Source organism: Bradyrhizobium sp. Rc3b (assembly GCF_900114915.1).
Taxonomy (GTDB): domain Bacteria; phylum Pseudomonadota; class Alphaproteobacteria; order Rhizobiales; family Xanthobacteraceae; genus Bradyrhizobium.
The window spans coordinates 310,028-327,955 of record NZ_FOUS01000010.1 but is presented as its reverse complement, the minus strand read 5'-3'; the positions used below and the strand labels follow the sequence as shown (position 1 = coordinate 327,955).

21 protein-coding genes are annotated in these 17,928 nt (G+C 64.9%); 12 read left to right on the top strand and 9 right to left on the bottom strand.

Annotated elements, in window-relative coordinates:
• A complete protein-coding gene (gene aroQ, locus BM190_RS24705; protein WP_092259886.1) occupies positions 1 to 450 on the top strand; it encodes a type II 3-dehydroquinate dehydratase in 450 nt (149 codons plus the stop codon).
• A gap of 176 nt (positions 451 to 626) precedes the next feature.
• Here the strand turns inward: aroQ and BM190_RS24700 are convergent, their stop codons facing one another.
• Entirely contained in the window at positions 627 to 947 is a 321-nt protein-coding gene (locus BM190_RS24700; protein ID WP_092259884.1) for a hypothetical protein, read from the bottom strand.
• 104 nt (positions 948 to 1,051) lie between these two features.
• A complete protein-coding gene (locus BM190_RS24695) occupies positions 1,052 to 1,507 on the bottom strand; it encodes an Hsp20 family protein (protein ID WP_018322651.1) in 456 nt (151 codons plus the stop codon).
• A gap of 326 nt (positions 1,508 to 1,833) precedes the next feature.
• Between BM190_RS24695 and BM190_RS24690 the strand changes: the two genes are divergently transcribed.
• Both BM190_RS24690 and BM190_RS24685 read left to right on the top strand, forming a co-directional pair.
• Positions 1,834 to 2,058, top strand: a complete 225-nt coding sequence (locus BM190_RS24690) for a hypothetical protein (RefSeq protein ID WP_092259979.1) — start codon at positions 1,834 to 1,836, stop codon at positions 2,056 to 2,058.
• Complete coding sequence (locus BM190_RS24685) at positions 2,055 to 2,234, top strand: hypothetical protein (RefSeq protein WP_092259882.1); 180 nt, start codon at positions 2,055 to 2,057, stop codon at positions 2,232 to 2,234. Before BM190_RS24690 ends, BM190_RS24685 begins: the two co-directional genes overlap by 4 nt.
• 15 nt (positions 2,235 to 2,249) lie before the next feature.
• Here BM190_RS24685 and BM190_RS24680 read toward each other — a convergent pair whose 3' ends face one another.
• The gene (locus BM190_RS24680) at positions 2,250 to 3,161 is read right to left on the bottom strand and encodes a LysR family transcriptional regulator (RefSeq protein ID WP_092259880.1); all 912 of its coding nucleotides are present in this window, start codon (positions 3,159 to 3,161) and stop codon (positions 2,250 to 2,252) included.
• A 110-nt stretch (positions 3,162 to 3,271) separates the two neighbouring features.
• Between BM190_RS24680 and BM190_RS24675 the strand changes: the two genes are divergently transcribed.
• Positions 3,272 to 3,904, top strand: coding sequence for a DsbA family protein (locus tag BM190_RS24675; protein ID WP_092259878.1), 633 nt, complete (start codon positions 3,272 to 3,274; stop codon positions 3,902 to 3,904).
• Positions 3,905 to 3,947: 43 nt separating this feature from the next.
• Positions 3,948 to 4,847: an MBL fold metallo-hydrolase gene (locus BM190_RS24670; protein WP_092259876.1), complete on the top strand. Its 900-nt coding sequence runs from the start codon at positions 3,948 to 3,950 to the stop codon at positions 4,845 to 4,847.
• A 9-nt stretch (positions 4,848 to 4,856) separates the two neighbouring features.
• Here the strand turns inward: BM190_RS24670 and BM190_RS24665 are convergent, their stop codons facing one another.
• Positions 4,857 to 5,345, bottom strand: a complete 489-nt coding sequence (locus BM190_RS24665; RefSeq protein WP_092259874.1) for a MarR family winged helix-turn-helix transcriptional regulator — start codon at positions 5,343 to 5,345, stop codon at positions 4,857 to 4,859.
• A 123-nt stretch (positions 5,346 to 5,468) separates the two neighbouring features.
• Here BM190_RS24665 and BM190_RS24660 point away from each other — a divergent pair, with 123 nt between their 5' ends.
• From BM190_RS24660 to BM190_RS24640, 5 genes are all read left to right on the top strand, one after another.
• Positions 5,469 to 6,011, top strand: coding sequence for a VOC family protein (locus tag BM190_RS24660; RefSeq protein WP_092259872.1), 543 nt, complete (start codon positions 5,469 to 5,471; stop codon positions 6,009 to 6,011).
• Between the two features lie 27 nt (positions 6,012 to 6,038).
• Positions 6,039 to 7,676, top strand: coding sequence for an FAD-dependent oxidoreductase (locus tag BM190_RS24655; RefSeq protein WP_092259870.1), 1,638 nt, complete (start codon positions 6,039 to 6,041; stop codon positions 7,674 to 7,676).
• Entirely contained in the window at positions 7,673 to 7,879 is a 207-nt protein-coding gene (locus BM190_RS24650) for a DUF2783 domain-containing protein (protein WP_092259868.1), read from the top strand. Before BM190_RS24655 ends, BM190_RS24650 begins: the two co-directional genes overlap by 4 nt.
• Before the next feature lie 126 nt (positions 7,880 to 8,005).
• Positions 8,006 to 8,431, top strand: coding sequence for an EF-hand domain-containing protein (locus BM190_RS24645; RefSeq protein ID WP_502687008.1), 426 nt, complete (start codon positions 8,006 to 8,008; stop codon positions 8,429 to 8,431).
• A 33-nt stretch (positions 8,432 to 8,464) separates the two neighbouring features.
• On the top strand, positions 8,465 to 10,750 hold the full coding sequence (locus BM190_RS24640; protein WP_092259865.1) for a heavy metal translocating P-type ATPase: 2,286 nt from the start codon (positions 8,465 to 8,467) through the stop codon (positions 10,748 to 10,750).
• A gap of 19 nt (positions 10,751 to 10,769) precedes the next feature.
• Here BM190_RS24640 and BM190_RS24635 read toward each other — a convergent pair whose 3' ends face one another.
• On the bottom strand, positions 10,770 to 11,219 hold the full coding sequence (locus BM190_RS24635) for a hypothetical protein (RefSeq protein ID WP_092259863.1): 450 nt from the start codon (positions 11,217 to 11,219) through the stop codon (positions 10,770 to 10,772).
• Between the two features lie 569 nt (positions 11,220 to 11,788).
• Here BM190_RS24635 and BM190_RS24625 point away from each other — a divergent pair.
• The gene (locus BM190_RS24625) at positions 11,789 to 12,976 is read left to right on the top strand and encodes a CaiB/BaiF CoA transferase family protein (RefSeq protein WP_092259859.1); all 1,188 of its coding nucleotides are present in this window, start codon (positions 11,789 to 11,791) and stop codon (positions 12,974 to 12,976) included.
• On the opposite strand, the gene BM190_RS24620 is transcribed toward BM190_RS24625, so the two are convergent.
• Complete coding sequence (locus BM190_RS24620) at positions 12,973 to 13,695, bottom strand: DUF72 domain-containing protein (RefSeq protein ID WP_092259857.1); 723 nt, start codon at positions 13,693 to 13,695, stop codon at positions 12,973 to 12,975. The two genes, BM190_RS24625 and BM190_RS24620, sit on opposite strands and share 4 nt — an antisense overlap.
• 92 nt (positions 13,696 to 13,787) lie before the next feature.
• Between BM190_RS24620 and BM190_RS24615 the strand changes: the two genes are divergently transcribed.
• Positions 13,788 to 14,003, top strand: coding sequence for a hypothetical protein (locus BM190_RS24615; protein ID WP_018322666.1), 216 nt, complete (start codon positions 13,788 to 13,790; stop codon positions 14,001 to 14,003).
• A gap of 1 nt (position 14,004) precedes the next feature.
• On the opposite strand, the gene BM190_RS24610 is transcribed toward BM190_RS24615, so the two are convergent.
• The 3 genes from BM190_RS24610 to BM190_RS24600 form a co-directional block, all read right to left on the bottom strand.
• Positions 14,005 to 15,153: an amidohydrolase gene (locus BM190_RS24610; RefSeq protein ID WP_092259855.1), complete on the bottom strand. Its 1,149-nt coding sequence runs from the start codon at positions 15,151 to 15,153 to the stop codon at positions 14,005 to 14,007.
• 277 nt (positions 15,154 to 15,430) lie between these two features.
• Positions 15,431 to 16,519, bottom strand: a complete 1,089-nt coding sequence (locus BM190_RS24605) for a mandelate racemase/muconate lactonizing enzyme family protein (RefSeq protein ID WP_092259853.1) — start codon at positions 16,517 to 16,519, stop codon at positions 15,431 to 15,433.
• Positions 16,520 to 16,613: 94 nt separating this feature from the next.
• A complete protein-coding gene (locus tag BM190_RS24600) occupies positions 16,614 to 17,807 on the bottom strand; it encodes a M20/M25/M40 family metallo-hydrolase (RefSeq protein ID WP_092259977.1) in 1,194 nt (397 codons plus the stop codon).
• Positions 17,808 to 17,928 lie beyond the last annotated feature (121 nt).

Below are 17,928 nucleotides of genomic sequence, written 5' to 3'. Positions count from 1 at the left end.
ATGAGTCGTCTTGTCTACGTCCTCAACGGGCCAAATCTCAATTTGCTTGGCAAACGCCAGCCTCACATCTACGGTCACGAGACGCTTGCGGACGTGGAGCGGGATTGCCGGGCGCTGGCCGCGGAGCTCGGCCTGGAGATGCGCTTTTACCAATCGAACAGAGAATACGAGCTGATCGACTGGATCCACGAGGCGCGCGAGACGGCTGCCGGTATCGTGATGAATCCCGCGGCCTTCACCCATACGTCGGTCGCCATCCTGGATGCCTTGAACACGTTCGAGGGGACAGTGATCGAGGTGCATATTTCCAACGTGCACAAACGCGAGGAATTCCGCCACCACTCGTTTGTCTCCAAACGAGCTGATGGGATCATCGCGGGCTTCGGCACGCAAGGTTATCTGCTCGGCTTGCGTCGCGTGGCCAAGCTGCTCGATGAGAAGAAGGGCTAGTATCGCATGAGTGCACCCGTCCGCCTGTCAGTGATGGGAGCGGGTCTCATCGGCGAGCGACACATCGAACACATTCTCGCGCGGCCGGAGGCGTTGCAGCGGAAACCGGAGATCTCGTGTCGGTTTGATACTGGAAGGTGAAGCCGGCCTTGTTCAGACCCTTTGGCTGGTCCTCGTTACGGCGTTGCGGCGGCCCAGGGCCGCCGCAGCCGCATCGGGACGCCGCCGCCGGGCGGCGGGTCGTCGTCATCATCATCGAGCTTCCGCAGCGCGGCGAGAATGTCCGCGAGCCGGATCGGCTGATCCATGCCGGGAATCTCGCGCAGCGCTGGATGGGATTCGACCGCGTACATGTCCGAGGCCCAGGACGACAATATGATCCGCTTCTCCGCTGTCGAGAGCTTGCCATCGTCGAGGACGGCGCTTGGCGATGCATAATGCGCAGCGGGATGGAACAGCGCGCCGAGACCGCCGGTGGTCGCATTGGCATTGGTCATCACTCGTCTCCCTCTACACTCCTTTCGAAGGGATGGTCCGATCGGCGGATGGCGATCCGGTCGCCATCCGCCAGGGTGGTCGCTGTCGAACGCGTTCGACCGGCCTAAGCCGCTTTCTTCTGCTCGATCTGCGGTGACGCAGCACCCGCGATCTGGATCCGGCGCGGCTTCATGGCTTCCGGAATCTCGCGCAGCAGATCGATGACCAGGAGACCGTCCTGGAAAGCGGCCTGCTTGACCTGGACGTAGTCGGCGAGATTGAACACGCGGCGGAACGGACGCGCGGCGATACCCTGATAGAGATATTCACGCGTGGCGCTGTCCGGCTTCCGGCCCTCGATGGTGAGCGCGTTCTGTTCGGCGGTCACGCTGATGTCGTTGACGCCAAAGCCCGCCACGGCCAGCGTGATCCGGTATTGGTCTTCGCCGGAGCGCTCGATGTTGTAGGGGGGATAATTGTCCTCGCCCGCCTGGCGCAGCGTGCTGTCGACGAGGTCGGCCAGATGGTCGAAGCCGATGGTGGAGCGCCACAGCGGCGCGAAGTCAAAGGTGGTCCTCATACCAAGTCCTCCAAAGAGCAAGAGGATACGAAGGAGCGCCGTTAAGGAATCGGGAACGGATCCGAAGACCCCGGCCCGGCGCCCGCGCCGGACCCGATCGGGCATCCGGCACACCGCTCTCGCGGCGAAAAACGACTTAGAGCGCCGCAAGGCCCTTGCAAGAGGGATGCGCAAAATTTTTTTCGGGCACCCCCAACTGTGTCAAGCAAGCGGCGAAAGAGGATCTTGACAGCAAAACAAGCCTGAATATTTTTTGCGCCGGAAGATGTTTCTTCCCGCACCGCAAATTCGAAAAGGACCGTGAAAGACCGTCAGGAGTGACGACGATGCTCGATCAGGATTTCGCCCGCATCCGCGCGCACCGCAACAACCTCTCTCGTTATCGACGCCTACTGAAGACCGAACTGTCGGACATTGAGCGCCAGTTTATCGAACGGCGCCTCGCCGAGGAGCAGACCGCCCTTGAGGCTCTCGCCGCCGATGCCTTCCCGGCCGCAATCACCGTTCCGAATACACCATCGGCGATTGCCACGACCGGAGCGGAACGATGAGTGACGTCCGCAACCTCCTCATCAGCGGCAGCGAGAAGGTGATCGGGCACTACCGCCTGTTGCTGGCCGGTGCCAGAAGCGAGAGCGAACGCGAGCTCTATCGCGCCCGGATCGAGCGCGAGCAGCGTCTGCTTGACGCCCTGCGGGGCGGCCTGCCGGATCGATCCGCGGCATGAACCAGCGGGCACCTGTCATTCCGGAAATTTGCTGGCGAGCGTGCGGCCTTCCTGCACCAGCATGGCCACGAACGCCGTGATCTTCGGCGGCCGGAACCGGGCCGCGGGATACACGGCATGGATGCCGCCGGTCGGCAGGCTCCAGGACGGCAGGACATGGACCAGCCGGCGGGACTTCAAATGCTCCGCGACCAAATAGTCGGGCAGCACGCAGAGTCCGCCGCCGGCGAGGGCTGCGCCCAGCACCGCAGGCGTCGTGTTGATCGAGATCGACTGCCGCATGCGGATCGTGCGGCTGTCGATATCGCGTCTGGTGAAGCGCCAGACCAGTGGCTCGTCGAGCGCGCCGTTGGCGATGAATGGCAGAGCCGCAAGCTCGTCGGGCGTCTTGCTCCGGAACGCCGCGGCCACGTCTGGCGCGGCCACCAGCAATTGCCGAAACGATCCGATCCGCCTGGCCTGCTGACTTGAATCGTTCAGCCAGCCGACCCGGATCGACAGGTCGATCTGGTTGGCGAGGAGGTCCGTTCGCGTGTCCGACAGGATCAGCTCGACGCCGCAAGCGGGATATTTGCGCGCAAACTTCGCTGCCAGCGGCGCGATCATCGTTGCGCCATAGTCGTTCGGCGCGGCGATCCGCAGCATGCCCATCGGCTCGGCATTGGTCTGGGCGAGCTCGTCCACGGCATCTTCCGCCGTGCGCAGGATCATGACGCAGCGGGCATGCAGCAACCGGCCGGCTTCGGTCGGCTCGACCCTCCTGGTGGTCCGCAGCAGCAAAGCCGTTTTCAATTCTGCTTCGAGCCGTGCCACCTGCTGGCTGACGACGGTCTTGGTGATGCCGAGGCGCTCGGCAGCGCGTGTGAACGAGCCGGCATCGACCACGGCTGCGAAATAGGCGAGGCGGTTGAGATTGATCGCTTCCATGCGGTCGCCATTGTCAGCTAATAACAAACAATATGTACCATTATCTGATATTTATCAAATAATGATCGGCCGCTAGGTTCTCCGCATCGAACATTGGCGGCCCGATAATCATGCAAATCACCTATCTCTTCGACCCTCTCTGCGGCTGGTGCTACGGCGCATCGCCAGTGCTGGAGCAGCTTGCCGCGCACGGCGATGTGACGCTGGTGCTGGCACCGACCGGCCTGTTTGCGGGCCCCGCGGCGCGGACCATGGACCAGCATTTTGCCGCCTATGCCTGGCAGAACGACCAGCGCATCGCACGGTTGACCGGCCAGCCGTTCAGTGAGGCCTATCGCACCGGCATTCTCGGCAATACCGGCAGCCTGTTCGACTCGGCGCCGGCGACCCTTGGCGTCGTCGCCGTAGGCCTGGTTGATCCGGCTCGTGAGTTCGAGGCGCTCAAGCTCTTGCAGCGCGCCCGCTATGTTGATGGCCGCGACAATTCCAACCTTCAAATCGTCGCCGATTTGCTCGACGGCGCGCAACTGACCGATGCAGCGCGCCGCGTGCGGGCGCCTGACGATGCATTGATCGCGGCTTACCAGGCGCGGACCGCGGCCGCGCGCGCCGACATGACGCGATTTGGGGCCGGTGGCGTGCCGGCCCTGGTGGTCGGCGAGGGCGCCGGGCGGAGGCTGCTGGACGGCAGCATGCTGTTCGGGCGGTTCGATCTGCTGGCCGCACAACTCCGTGCCGCCTGATCATCCAAACCGATTTTCCCTGCAGAGTTCAATGGAGAGAGCCATGTTGTCGAGGAGACAGATCATGAAGACCAGCCTTGCCGCGGGTGCCGCCGCATTATTCGCACCCGCCGAAGTCGGTCATGCCGCGGAGGGCAAGCTGAGCTGGAAACATTTTCCCGCAGGCCCCAATGGATTTTTCCGTGCGCCCGTCCTGCTTTCCGGTCCGACCGAGGCGGTGCTGATCGACGGCGGCTTCTCCTATCCGGACGGACGCGCGCTCGTCGAGGCGATCAAGGCGAGCGGCAAGAAGCTCACCACCATCTATGTCAGCCAATCGGATCCGGACTATTATTTCAGCCTGAAGCCGGTGCGCGAGGCGTTCCCGAATGCCAAGGTGCTGGCGGCGTCCGCGACGCTCGCGGCCATCAAGGCGAATGTGGAGAAGAAGCTCGCCGTCTGGGGACCGCAGCTCAAGGAGAACGGTCCGCAGACGCTCGCCGATGTCGTGCTGCCGGACGCGTTCGATGGGGCTTCTCTTGCGGTTGACGGCGAGGCGATCGAAATCGTCAACGCCGAAGGTCTCGCCAACCGCCGCTATCTCTTCGTTCCGTCCTTGAATGCCGTGTTCGGCGGCGTGATGATCTTCTCCGGCGTGCATGTCTGGACCGCCGATACGCCGACCAAGGAGCAGCGCGCAGCCTGGGTCGCCAACCTCGACAAGATCGCGGCCCGCAAGCCGTCTCTCGTCGTGCCGGGCCACATGGCAGCGGGCGTCGCCGTCGATCTTTCCGCTGTCGATCACACCAGGAAATATCTGCTCGCGTTCGACGAAGAGCTGGCCAAGGCCGCTGACAGCGCTGCGCTGAAGGCTGCCATGGAAGCGCGCTTCCCGAATCTCGGCATGGGCGTCGCGCTCGATATCGGCTCCAAGGTCGCCAAGGGCGAGATGAAGTGGGGCTGAGGGGAGAAGCTACGCCAACGCGGCCGACAATTTGCGCATTACCCGGTCGAGCACCGCCACTTCCTCGGCGGTCAGCGCCCCAAGCAGCTTCGTCTCCCGCGCCAGCGCGTAGGGCACGATCTTGCGATAAAGCGCGCGACCGGCTGGGGTCAGCGAGACGATCAGCTCGCGCCGATCGTCGGGATGGTGCTTGCGGCCGGCGATGCCGCGCGACTCCAGGCCCTGCACGGCGCGGCTGACCTGCATCTTGTCGAGCGTCGTCCGCGGGCCGATCTCCTTGGTCGCAATCTCCGGGCGCACGCCGAGAATGGCGAGCACGCGCCATTCCTGCCGTGTCAGCGCAAAACGTTCGGAATAGACCTCGGCAACCGCCAGCGACACCTGCTCGGCAAGGCGTGCCAGCCGGTACGGAAAATATCGCTGCAGGTCCAGCTCGACGCCATCCTGCGCCGTGGCGGCTTTGGCCGCTTCGCCGCGCGCCACGCTTGAACGTCCCATCACGCGATTCCCGTCGCCGACCCACTCGAAAAATTCTTCGGAGTGGATTGATCCAGATCAAATTCAGGAAATAGTAACATCTGATACTAATTTCGCAACCGCAAATCCAGGGAGCGAAACGCCATGAAAATCGAGAAGATCCATCACGTCGCCTATCGCTGCGTCGATGCCAAGGCGACTGTCGAGTTCTACAAGACCGTCATGAACATGGATCTTCTCGGCGCCATTGCCGAGGATCGGGTGCCTTCGATCAAGGCGCCCGATCCCTACATGCACATCTTCCTCGATGCCGGGAACGGCAACATCCTCGCCTTCTTCGAGCTGCCGAACTCGCCGCCTATGGGCCGCGATCCCAACACGCCGGAATGGACCCAGCACATCGCCTTCCAGGTCAAGGACCTCGCCGAGCTCGAAGAGGCCAAGGCGCGCGCGGAGGCCGTCGGCCTCGACGTCGTCGGCATTACCGACCACACCATCTTCAAGTCGATCTATTTCCGAGACCCGAGCGGCCATCGCCTGGAGATCGCGGTCTGGACCGCGACGCCAGAGCAGATCGACCGCATGAAGTCGGTCGCGCACGAGATGGTCGAGGAATGGTCGCGCACCAAGCGCCCGCCGCGCCACACCGCCTGGATGCACGAGAAGGAATTCGCGGACGCGCATTGATCCCGGCACGCGCATCAGGAAGCGAACATGACGAGCTACATCTATCCGAAGTTCGGCTATCGGCGTTCCCAAGAGCAGGCCGAGGGGATCGTGAAGCGGCATCCGATCGTGGTGATCGGCGCAGGTCCCATCGGCCTGACCGCGGCGCTCGATTGCGCGGCGCGCGGCCAGCCGGTCGTGGTGCTCGACGACAACGACACCGTCTCGATCGGCTCGCGCGCGGTCTGCTACGCCAAGCGACCGCTCGAAATCTGGGACCGCCTCGACTGCGCGGCGCCCATGGTCGAGCGCGGCGTGAGCTGGAACGTCGGGAGGGTCTTCTTCCAGGACCAGCTGTCCTACCAGTTCGATCTGTTGCCCGAGGCCGACCACCAATGGCCGGCCATGATCAATCTGCAGCAATATCATCTGGAAGAGATGCTGGTTGCCAAATGCCGGGCCAATCCGCTGATCGAGCTGCGCTGGAAGCACCGGCTCCTCAGCCTCAAGCAGGCCGCCGACCACGCCACGCTGGCGGTCGAAACGCCCGACGGCATCTTCCCCATGGAGGCGCAATGGGTGATCGCCTGCGACGGGGCCAACTCCGACGTGCGCAAGATGGTGGGGGCCGAGTTCACGGGACAGTACTTCCAGGACCGCTTCCTGATCGCCGACGTCGCCATGAAGGCGGATTTCCCGACCGAGCGCTGGTTCTGGTTCGATCCGCCGTTCCACCGCGGCCAGTCCGTGCTGCTGCACCGGCAGGCGGACAAGATCTGGCGCATCGACTTCCAGCTCGGCTGGGAAGCTGATCCCGATGAGGAAAAGAGGCCCGAGCGGGTGATACCGCGCATTCGTGCCATGCTCGGCGAGGACACCGAGTTCGTGCTCGAATGGGTCTCGATCTATCAGTTCGCCTGCCGGCGCATCGACAATTTCCGCCAGGGCCGGGTGTTGTTCGCCGGCGATGCCGCGCACCAGGTCTCGCCGTTCGGCGCGCGCGGTGCCAATACCGGCGTCCAGGACATCGACAATCTCGCCTGGAAGCTCGCGATGGTGCTGCGCGGCGAGGCGTCGGAAGCACTGCTCGACAGCTATCACGAGGAGCGCGCCTATGCCGCCGACGACAACATCCTGAACTCGACGCGCGCCACCGACTTCATCACGCCGAAGACGAAAGCGAGCCGCTATTTCCGTGACGCGGTGCTGGAGCTCGCCCGCCATCACGCCTTTGCGCGGCCTCTGGTCAACAGCGGCCGTCTCTCGACGCCGACGCCCTATGTGACGTCGGCGCTCAATACCCCCGATGACGACGCGATGATGGGCGGCGTGCGGCCCGGCACCAATGCGGCCGATGCGCCGATCACGGTGGATGGCAAGCCCGCCTGGTTCCTCCATTGTCTCGGCGATGGCTTCACGGTCGTGGCCTTCGGCAAGGAGACCGACAAGACCGAGATCGCGATGGGTCCCCTCAAAGCGAAACTCATTGTCGTCGGCCGCGACATCGCCGATCCCTCCGGCCTGCTTGCCGAGCGCTACGACGCTTCGGCCGGGACCACCTACCTGTTCCGGCCCGATCAATACGTCGCGGCACGCTGGACCGGATTCGACGAGGCTGAGATCGCGGATGCGATGTTGCGGGCCTCCGGGCACGACACCGCCGGACGGAAGGAGCTGGCAGCATGACGCTCAATTTGTCACCCAACATCGCCGATCCCGACGACTTCTACGCCGAGCTGATCGACAGCCAGCGAGATCTCGACGAGGAGCAGGCGCTGCGGATGAACGCACGGCTGATCCTGTTGCTCGCCAATCACATCGGCGACCGCAAGGTGCTCACGGAGGCGATCGGCTGCGCCCGCACCGGCGGCAGCGTCGAAAAGCCATAGGGGCCAAGCTGGAGCAAAAGCCGCTTTTTGATTTGGCTCAACGTAAACTCGGTGAAGTTCGACACCTTGTAGGCCCACCCCAAGGACGGAGGAAGCGCCATGCCAGGTCGAACCATTGCTGCAGCGTTGCTGCTCGCCACTTTGGGCCAGCCGGCTTGGGCTCAATCGCCAGCGGACCATCAGAGCCACCATCCCGGACAGGAGCAGGCGCCGGCCTCGCCGCAGTCGAGTTTTTCTGCAAACCCATCCGCCGAGCGGCAGAGCCCGATGCGCGGTGGAGATATGATGGGAATGATGGGGCGCGGAATGATGGCACAGGGAATGAAGGGGCATGGTGCGACAGGCGGTGACGCCATGGGACCGCCGGTCGCCTTTCGCATCATCTTCGCGCTGATGGATGCCGATGGCGACGGAACCGTCTCGTTGCCCGAGTTTCAGGTCGCGCACGAACGAATTTTCAAGGCCATGGATCGCGACAAGGACGGGAAGCTCACTCCGGACGAGATGATGGCGTTCATGCACGGGAACAAGAGCGCCGTCCCGCAGCAATAGCGAGTGGAAGCCGAAGGGCGGGCGCGCCAAGCCATGTCGTTTGATCGGGTCCTGCGATGGGCTCTGGTTGCGATCGCAATCGCAGGATTGATCGCAGGTATTCTCGCGCGAGCCGCGGGCCGGCCTGATGTAGCCAACTTCGCCTGGGCGCTCGGCACGGCGCCCGTGATTGCGGGATTGGCGGTCTCGATCGTCAAGGATCTCTTGAGCGGCCGCGTCGGCGTGGACGCGATCGCGCTGCTGTCGATGAGTGCGGCGTTAGCGCTCGGACAGCCGCTCGCAGGCGCTGTCGTCGCGCTGATGTATTCCGGCGGCAACGTGCTGGAGGAGATCGCGGTCGCACGGGCGGAGCATGATCTGCGATCCCTGGTTGATCGGGCACCGCGCCAGGTCCATCGCAGATCCGGCGAGCGGATCGAGGATGCTCCGGTTGAAGACGTCGCGGTCGGCGAGGAGCTTCTGGTTAAGGCCGGCGAAATCGTGCCGGTCGACGGTGTGGTTGCGTCGGCCTCTGCCACCATCGACGAGTCCGCTGTGACTGGCGAGCCGATTCCGGCGGACAAGACACGCGGAAGTGCCGTTCTCTCCGGTTCTCTGAATGCGGGTGAGACCTTCCAATTGACCGTGACGGCGATGGCCAGCGAGAGTACTTACGCGGGCATCGTGCGCATGGTGACTGCGGCGCAGACTGCGAGAGCTCCCTTTGTGCGGTTGGCCGACCGCTATGCGCTGATCTTCCTGCCGGTCACACTCGTCATCGCCTTTGTGGCATGGCACATCTCCGGCGACCTGACCCGCAGCCTTGCCGTGCTGGTGGCGGCGACGCCTTGCCCCCTGATTCTGGCCGCACCCGTCGCCTTCATCGCCGGGGTGGCGCAAGCGGCCCGCCGCGGCATCCTGGCCAAGGGCGGAAGGGCGCTGGAGGCGCTGGCCCGCGCGCACACCGTGCTATTCGACAAGACCGGTACCCTGACGGTGGGCGGGGCGCGGCTGCTGTCCGTAGAGGTCGCGCCGGGCGAGGATCCGGACGAGGTCCTCAGGCTCGGAGCGTCGCTCGAGCAAGCGTCGCATCATGTGCTCGCGAAGGCCGTCGTCGCTGCGGCGCTCGCCCAGGGGCTCGAGCTGAGACCGCCGGAACATGTCAAAGAGATCATGGGATCCGGCCTCAGCGGCCAGATCGACGGACGCCACGTTGTGGCGGGCTCGCGGGAAATGCTTCTCTCGCATGCCGATCTGTCGTCATGGGAGTTGCGAGCGATACGACGTGCCTCGTGGCGCTCGGCGCTGATCGTCTTTGTCGCGGTGGACGGCCGTCTGATCGGCGCGCTGCTGCTGGCCGACGAATTGCGGGCCGACACGCCACGCGCGATCCGGCTGCTGCGCGATGCCGGCATCGCGCGGATGGTGATGGTCACGGGTGATCGCGCCGCGGCGGCGCAGGCCATCGGAGCTGCGCTCGATCTCGATGCCGTGCTGGCCGACCGCGTTCCCGCAGATAAGGTCGAAGCGGTGCGTAGCGAACAGCGGCTGCATCCGACCATCATGGTCGGCGACGGTATCAATGACGCCCCGGCGCTGGCCGTGGCTGACACCGGGATCGCGCTCGGCGCGCGTGGTGCAAGCGCCTCCTCCGAGGCGGCAGATGTGGTGATCCTCACGGACCGGCTGGATCGGGTCGGCGAAGCGATCATCATCGCGCAGCGGGCGCGACGCATCGCCCTACAGAGCATCTTCGCCGGTATGGGATTGTCATTGGTAGCCATGGTCGCTGCCACCGTTGGCTGGCTCGATCCCGTGCCCGCCGCCATCGTCCAGGAGGTGATCGATGTTGCCGTCATTCTGAACGCGCTGCGAGCGCTCAATCCGCCTCTCGTCAGGAGTGGTCCGCGCCTCACCGCAGAGCAGGGGCTGACGTTGCATCACGATCATCAGGCCCTGCTCAGGGATCTCGACGGCTTGCGCCAGATCGTCGATGCGCTCGACGACGCGGTGCCCGAAGCGGTCGCTGCCTTGATTGGCGAGGCCCATCGACTGGTCCAAAGCAGCGTCGTGATGCACGAACGCGAGGATGAAGACAGCGTCTATCCGAAGCTCACGGAGGTTCTGCGCGACCGCCACGGACTCTCCGCCATGAGCCGTGCGCATCGCGAGATACTGCATCTCGCGCGGCTGCTCGCCCGGATCGCGGAGGATCTGCCGTCAGAGAAGATCGACCGCTACCTCATTCGCGACGCCCAGCGCGTGATCGAGGCGATCGAGACGCTGGTGCGCATGCACACGGCCCAGGAAGAGGACATCTACGAGGCCGTGGCGGCATAGGACGCAGCGGCAATCGACCTCAATGCTGCAGCGGTTGCCAGCCGGCGTGGTCAAAATACTTGCCGTATTGAGCGAGCGCCCGCACGATCTTCATGGCTCCCTGATCGCGGCTGGTCCCGGTCTTCATCGTCGCCGCGCCATCGATGATCTGCTCGAGGACGAGGTGAAGCTGCTGATCGGCCTGCTCGGGCAGCTTGCAGTTTCCGACCACGTCATCGACCTGCGCCTGGATTCGCGTCGCCAAAGCCTCGTATTGCACAGGCGTAAACACGTTGCTGTGAATGGGTGCCAGCGACTGCCTCATCGCGAGACCGATGTCGTCCATGCCGCGGCGCAAGACATCATCAGTCGGCCACTTTTTGCCGTGGTCGAGCTCCGGCCGGGCGGTCGTGGTTGGTCCTTCATGGCTGTGGGGTCCGGCGGCGAGAGCAGGCTGCCCCAGCACGAAACAGAGCGCGAGGACTGCCATCAGGAGTGACTTGGTTGAGATGATCACGGGACTTCCTCCGAAGAGCTCTTTGCCTTCAAGTGGGAGATTGCGACATCCAGGAGTTTGCGCTGGAGCAAAGTCGTGGACGGAATGAGCTGCGGCCCCGCGACGCAGGATGCGTCGAGCCAGCCATCGGGCAGTCGTCAGGCGGCTGCTTAGATGAGCCCGTGCAGCTCATCACGAGCAGGCTTGAGTCAGCTCAATGCAACGCAGCTCCATCGGTGGCCAGAGTGCGCCAAAATGCCCGTTTGAGCTTTTGCATGCCGTCCTTCCCTCACGATGTTACGGCGCACCTTAGGCTCTCGTCTTGCTGCGGCTGGTCCTGGCGATCGGTTGAATGAGCATGGCGATGATCCTTGCGCTGCGGTCCGGCGGGGTTTCGGGGAAGCGCTCAGACGAGACCTCAGCGCGCACGGTTTCCCTGTCGAGAAGCGTTTCATCAGGAACTGTTCGCGATGCGATGATGAAAGTCGCGCGTGCATCCCGCTTCCCAACTTGCCCTGGCAGCCAGTCCCTGTAATCTGCGGAAAACAACAGGGAAGGAATCGATGGGAGGTGTTCTGGAGGGCGTGCGCGTGCTCGATTTCGGGCGCTATATCGCAGGGCCCTATTGCGCGACATTGCTGGCCGAATTCGGCGCCGAGGTCATTCGCGTGGAGAAGCGCGAGGGCAGCGAGGATCGGTTCGTCGCGCCGGTCGGCGAAGGCGGCGAGGGCGCGTTGTTCCTCCAGGTCAACCGCAACAAGAAGTGCATCACGCTCGATCCGATGAAGCCGGAAGGACAGGAGGTGATGCGCCGCCTGGTTGCGACCGCGGACGTCGTCGTCGCCAACCTGCCGCCGCAGACCCTGCGCGCGATGAAGCTCGACTACGAGTCCCTGAAGGCGATCAAGCCCGACATCATCCTGACGACCGCAACCGCGTTCGGCGGGCCGGGCCCCTGGTCCGACCGGGTCGGCTTCGACGGCGTCGGGCAGGTGATGTCGGGATCGGTCTACATGACCGGCACTGGCGATCCGCCTTACCGGGCCGCGGTGAACTGGGTCGATTTCGGCACCGCCCTGCACTGCGCGTTCGGCACGCTCGCCGCGCTGATCGAGCGCGGCAAATCCGGGCGCGGGCAGATCGTCGAGGGCGCGCTGCTCGCAACCGCGCTGTCCTTCACCAACGCGACGCTGATCGAGCAGGCTGTGATCAACGTCAATCGCGTGCCGACGGGCAATCTCGGCCAGACCGCAGCGCCCGCCGACATCTACCGCACCCGGGACGGCTGGGTGCTGTGCCAGGTCACCGGGCATCCGCTGTTCAAGCGCTGGGCGAGGCTGATGGGCGAGGAGGAGGTGTGGTTGAACGATCCGCGCTTTGCCGACGACATCAGCCGCGGCAATAACGGCGCTGTCATCAGCGAGCGGATGGCGCGCTGGTGCGCCGAGCGCACCACGCAGGAAGCCGTCGATGCGCTGGGCCAGGCCATGATCCCGACCGGGCCCGTCCTCTCACCGCAACAGGCGCTGGATCACCCGCACATCTGCGCCGCCGGCTTCATGCAGGACGTCGATTATCCCGGCCTGCCGAAGCCCGCCCCGGTGACGCGTGCCGCCGTCAGGCTGTCGGAAACGCCGGGCGAGATCGCGAGCCGCCCGCCGACGCTCGGCGAGCACACTGATCTGGTTCTCGCCGAACTCGGCTATGATGCGGCCGCGATCGCGGCGCTTCGGCAAAGCGGTGTCATCTAGAGCAGTTGCTTCAACGCCTTGGCGTCCGCGGGTGCCGCGCTCTTCTGGTCGTTGTCGAAGTAGACATAGACGTCGCAGCCCTGCCGCTTCCACGACTTGATGCGCTTCGCCCATTGCGCCAGTGCCGCCCTGGTATAGTGCCCGTGATAGCGCCCGCCCGGCCCGTGCCCGCGCACATAGACGAAATCCGCAGTGCGCTTCCAGGGCGCGGGCGCATCGTGATGGTCGGACAGGCAAAGCGACATGTTCTCGTCGGCCAGCATTTTGAGGATGCGCGGCTGATACCAGCTCGGATGCCGGAATTCGAAGCTGTAACGCCGTTTCCGCGACAGCAGCTTGAAGAAGGAGGCGAGGCGGTCCGCATCCGCCTGGAATTGCGGCGGCAGCTGGAACAGGATCGGGCCGGCCTTGCCGCCAAGCCGTGAGATACGGTCCTCCAGCAGCTCGAGGCTGTTGACCGAGCGCTCCGACAGGCGCTTCCAGTGCGTGATGAATTTCGACGCCTTCCAGGCGAAGACGAAATCGCGGCCGGTCTGCTCGCGCCAGCCTTTCACCGCGTCAGGCGTCGGCGTGCGGTAGAACACGCCGTTCAGCTCCGTCGTGTCGAACTGTCCGGCGTAGTAGCTAAGCTGCTGCTTCAGCGTCACGCCTTCAGGAAAGAACGGGCCGCGCCAGGAATCATAATGCCAGCCCGAAGTTCCGATCAGAACGCGCGCCATGGTTTCCGTGCCCTCCGTTCCCTTTGCCGGAGAGGAACGTCCAGGCAGACGATACGTTGCTGGTGAACCCGCCAACGCAAGGACCGGAACCGATGTACGCGCTGTTCGAAGGCAACAAGCAGATCGGCGATCCCTTTCCGACCGAAAAGGAGGTGTGGGAAGCCGCCTTGATCGAAGGCCTCGTGACCGACGTTCCGGTCGCAGACGAGGAGGGCGGCCGGCTTCTCCCTGCCGGATATCATGTGGCGCCCGTCGAGGAGACGTTCGCGCCGCGGTCGGATTGGAAGCTGCCGCGCGAGATCTCGTGAACTAGTTCGACGCCAGCGCCGCCTTGGCGACTTCCGCCATCCAGCTCGACGCCACCGGCAGGATCGCGTCGTTGAAATCGTAGCGCGGGCCGTGCAGCTCGGCGCCGTCGCGCAACTCGCCGTTGCCGATCCAGACGAAGGCGCCCGGCCGCTGCTGGAGATAGTGAGCAAAATCCTCGCCGGCCATGCTGGGCGCGAGATCGCGCCGTACCTCGGCCTTCACCTTCTCGGCGGCGATGCGCGCAAGCGCGGCCTCATCAGGCGTGTTGATCACGACGCCGACGCCCATCACGATCTCGGGTGTCACCTTGACGCCAAAGCTGGTCGCGATGCCGGCGCAGGTTCGTTCGATGCCGTCGAGGATGACGTGCTTGACCGCCTCGCGATGGTACCGCAGCGTGCCGCGGATGGTGACACGTCCGGCGATCTGGTTCGGCGCGGTGCCGCCCTCGATGGTGCAGAGCGACAGCACGGCGGTGTCGAGCGGATCGACGCCGCGCGAGACGACCGATTGCAGCGCCACGATCAGATGGCCCGCCGCCATCACCGGATCGCGCGTCAGATGCGGCATGCCGGCGTGGCCGGCATGGCCCTCGATGGTGATGGTGATGCGTCCGCCGGAGGCCATGACGACGCCGTCGTGCACGGCGATGGTGCCGGCGGCAAGGCCCGGCCAATTATGAAAGCCGAACACGCGTTCCATCGGAAAGCGGTCGAACAGCCCGGCCGCGACCATCGCGCGCGAGCCGCCGAAACCTTCCTCCGCCGGCTGGAAGATGAAATCGACCGTGCCGCTCCAACTGGTATCAGCGGCGAGCAGCGCAGCGGCGCCGAGCAGCGAGGCGGTGTGCCCGTCGTGGCCGCAGGCATGCATCACGCCTGATGTCCTGGAGGCGTAGGCAAGCCCGGTATCTTCGGTGATCGGCAGTGCATCCATGTCGGCGCGCAAGCCGACGCGGCTGCGCGCATGTCCGCGGGTCAAGGTCGCGACGATGCCGTGGCCACCGATTCCCGCCTCGAAGGGAATCCCGAGCTCGGTGAGCTTGTCCTGCACGAAGGCTGCGGTCTCCTTCTCCTGGAGCGACAGCTCCGGGTGCGCGTGAAGGTGCCGGCGCCACGCGGTCAGTTTCTGGTGCAGCTCGGGTGTCAAGGCAGGGGATCTTTCGCAAGGTGTTGGTTGCCGCCACCATAGCGGATTATCCGTGGCCCGCATCAAGCGCGTTGGAATGCCTCGCGTGCAGCAACGCGCTTCGTCGGCGTGAGATCAGGTTCGACGGTGCCGGGGGAAAGGTGCGCCCCTCTCCCGCTTGCGGGGGAGGGTCGGGGTGGGGGTGCCTCCGCGGTGGGATTCCCAACGAGGAGAAAGCCCTCACCCGCGCCCTTCGGCGCGACCTCTCCCGCAAGCGGGAGAGATTAGGACACCGAGTCTAAGGCGCCAGCTTCGCCAGCCCCGACCAGTCGAAGCTGATGCCGTGCCCGGGCCGGTCCGGCGCCAGCGCCTTGCCCTCCTGCAGCACCAGCGGGTGCTCGATGTACTTGTCGAGCCCGAAGCCGTGCGCCTCCAGATAGGATCGGTTCGAGCAGGCCGCGAGCAGGTGCACGGTGATGTCGTGCGCGCCGTGGCTGGTGACGGGCAGGTTGAACGCTTCCGCCAGCCGTGCGATCTTCATGAAGGCGGAAACGCCGCCGCAATTGGTGACGTCAGGCTCGGGATAGGACACCGCGCCACTGGCGATGTAGCTCTTGAACTCCCACAGCGAGCGCAAATTCTCGCCCGCCGCGATCGGCACGCCGCCTGCTTGTAAGATGCGCGCGTGGCCGGCGACGTCGTCGGGGATGATCGGCTCCTCGAGCCAGGTGAGGTCGTAAGGAACGAACGCCCGGGCGGCGCGGATCGCCTCTTCGACCGTCCATTTCATGTTGGCGTCCACCATCAGCGGGAAACCGTCGCCGAGATGCTGGCGCATCGCGGAGACCTTCGCGACGTCGGATTTGAGATCGGGCCGGCCGACCTTCATCTTGATGGCGCGAAAGCCCTTGGCGAGATTGCCGTCGGTCTGCTTGAGCAGCGCCTCCACGGAGAGATCGAGGTCGATGCCGCCGGCATAGCACGGCACGCGCGCGTCGAACCCACCGAGCAATTGGTACAGCGGCAGCTTGGCGCGCCGCGCCTTCAAATCCCACAGCGCGATGTCGAGCGCGGAGAGCGCCAGCACCACCGGCCCGCCACGGCCGCCATAATGCAGCGCCCACCAGACGTGATGCCAGATCGCCTCGGTGTCGTTGGCCTCGCGTCCTTCGATCAGCGCGGGGATCTCGCGCTTGAGGATGTCGGCGACAGCGCCGCCATTGCGCCCGACCGTGTAAGTGTAGCCGACGCCCTCGGCGCCGTCGGCATCGCGGATGCGGCAGGTGATCAGCTCGAACGCCGCGATCTCGCCATGGGTGGAGTCGGACAGCGTGACGGGGAGGGGGATCCGGTAGAGCCCGGTCTCGATATTTGCGATGTGCGGCATGTGGCCTCCCTTCTTGTTCTTGTTTCGTAGGGTGGGTTACGCCAGCGGACTGCGCTTCGCGCAGCCCAGGGCTAACCCACCGTACAGACCGAACTCACCGCATCGTCGCAAGCTGCACGGCCAGCGCACACGCACGGTCGTATTCGTCGAGATTGATCCATTCGTCGATGGTGTGCGCCTCGTTCTGGCCGGCGCCAAAGGTCACCGTCGGAATGCCGTGACGGACCATCCAGTTGGCATCGAGGCCGCCATTGGCGGTGCGGACGTTCGGCGTGCCGCCGACCGCGGATACGGCCTCGACCGCGCGCTTGATGACGGGCTGGCTGTCCTTCATGCGGAACGGATAATAGTCGGTCTCGGCCTTGAACTTGACCTTGCCGGACTTGCCTTGCGCGTTCGTCACCTTCTTGGCCGCCTTCTCGAACGCGGCCTTGTAGGCCTTGGTGATCTCCTTGAAGAACTTTCCGTCATGGCTGCGGCTTTCGCCGCGGACATGCACGTAGTCGGTGACGACATTGGTGGCATCGCCCGCGGGGCGGCCCTCGCCGCCGGTGACGGGGCCGACATTGCTGGTGCCTTGCCGCTTGCCCTTCACCACCTTGCCGAACCAGCCGCCGGCCTTCACATCTGCAAGAGCGAGCGCCATGATCATGGTCGAGGAAATGCCGCGCTCCGGCGCGACGCCGGCATGCGAGGCGCGCCCCATGATCTCGACGGTCCAGCGGTCGGCGCCGACCGCGCCGATCACGACGTTGGAGGCCGAGCCGCCGTCATAGTTGAAGGCCATCACGGGCGAGCCGAGCTCGTCCAGCTTGACGTGGCGCGCGCCATAGAGCCCGCTCTCCTCGCGCACGCAGAACAACAGCGTGATCGGCGGATGGTCGAGCTTGTGCTTCTCGAGCTCGGCCGCCAGCGTCACCAGCACGCCACAGCCGCAGCGATTGTCGCCGCCGAGCGCAGTCTTGGCGGAGTTGACGATCTTGCGGCCCGATTTCTTCGGCTTGGCCCCAGCACACAGCGGCACGGTGTCCATATGGGTCATGAACATGATGCGCGGCTGGTTGTGCAGCGCGCCACGGCCGGGCAGGTCGACGATCAGGTTGCCGGTCTCGGTCGGCACGGGAATGCGGGTATTGGCATCGTCGAGCCGGATCGCCTTCGCCGCTACGCCGCTCTCCTTCAATGCGGCGGTGATCTCACGCCCGATCGCCGCCTCCTGTCCGGTCACGCCCTCGACGGCGAGGAAGCGCATGAGGCGGTCGGTGGCGGCTTTGGTGTCGACAGGCATGAGTTCATTCCCTTGATGCGCGATGCTTGTCAGCATCCCTTGCAGCGCGCCGTTGTGCAAGGCGGGCTCGACGCATGAGGGACGGCGCTGCGTTGCCATGCGCGCATGGTCCCGCAGCGTC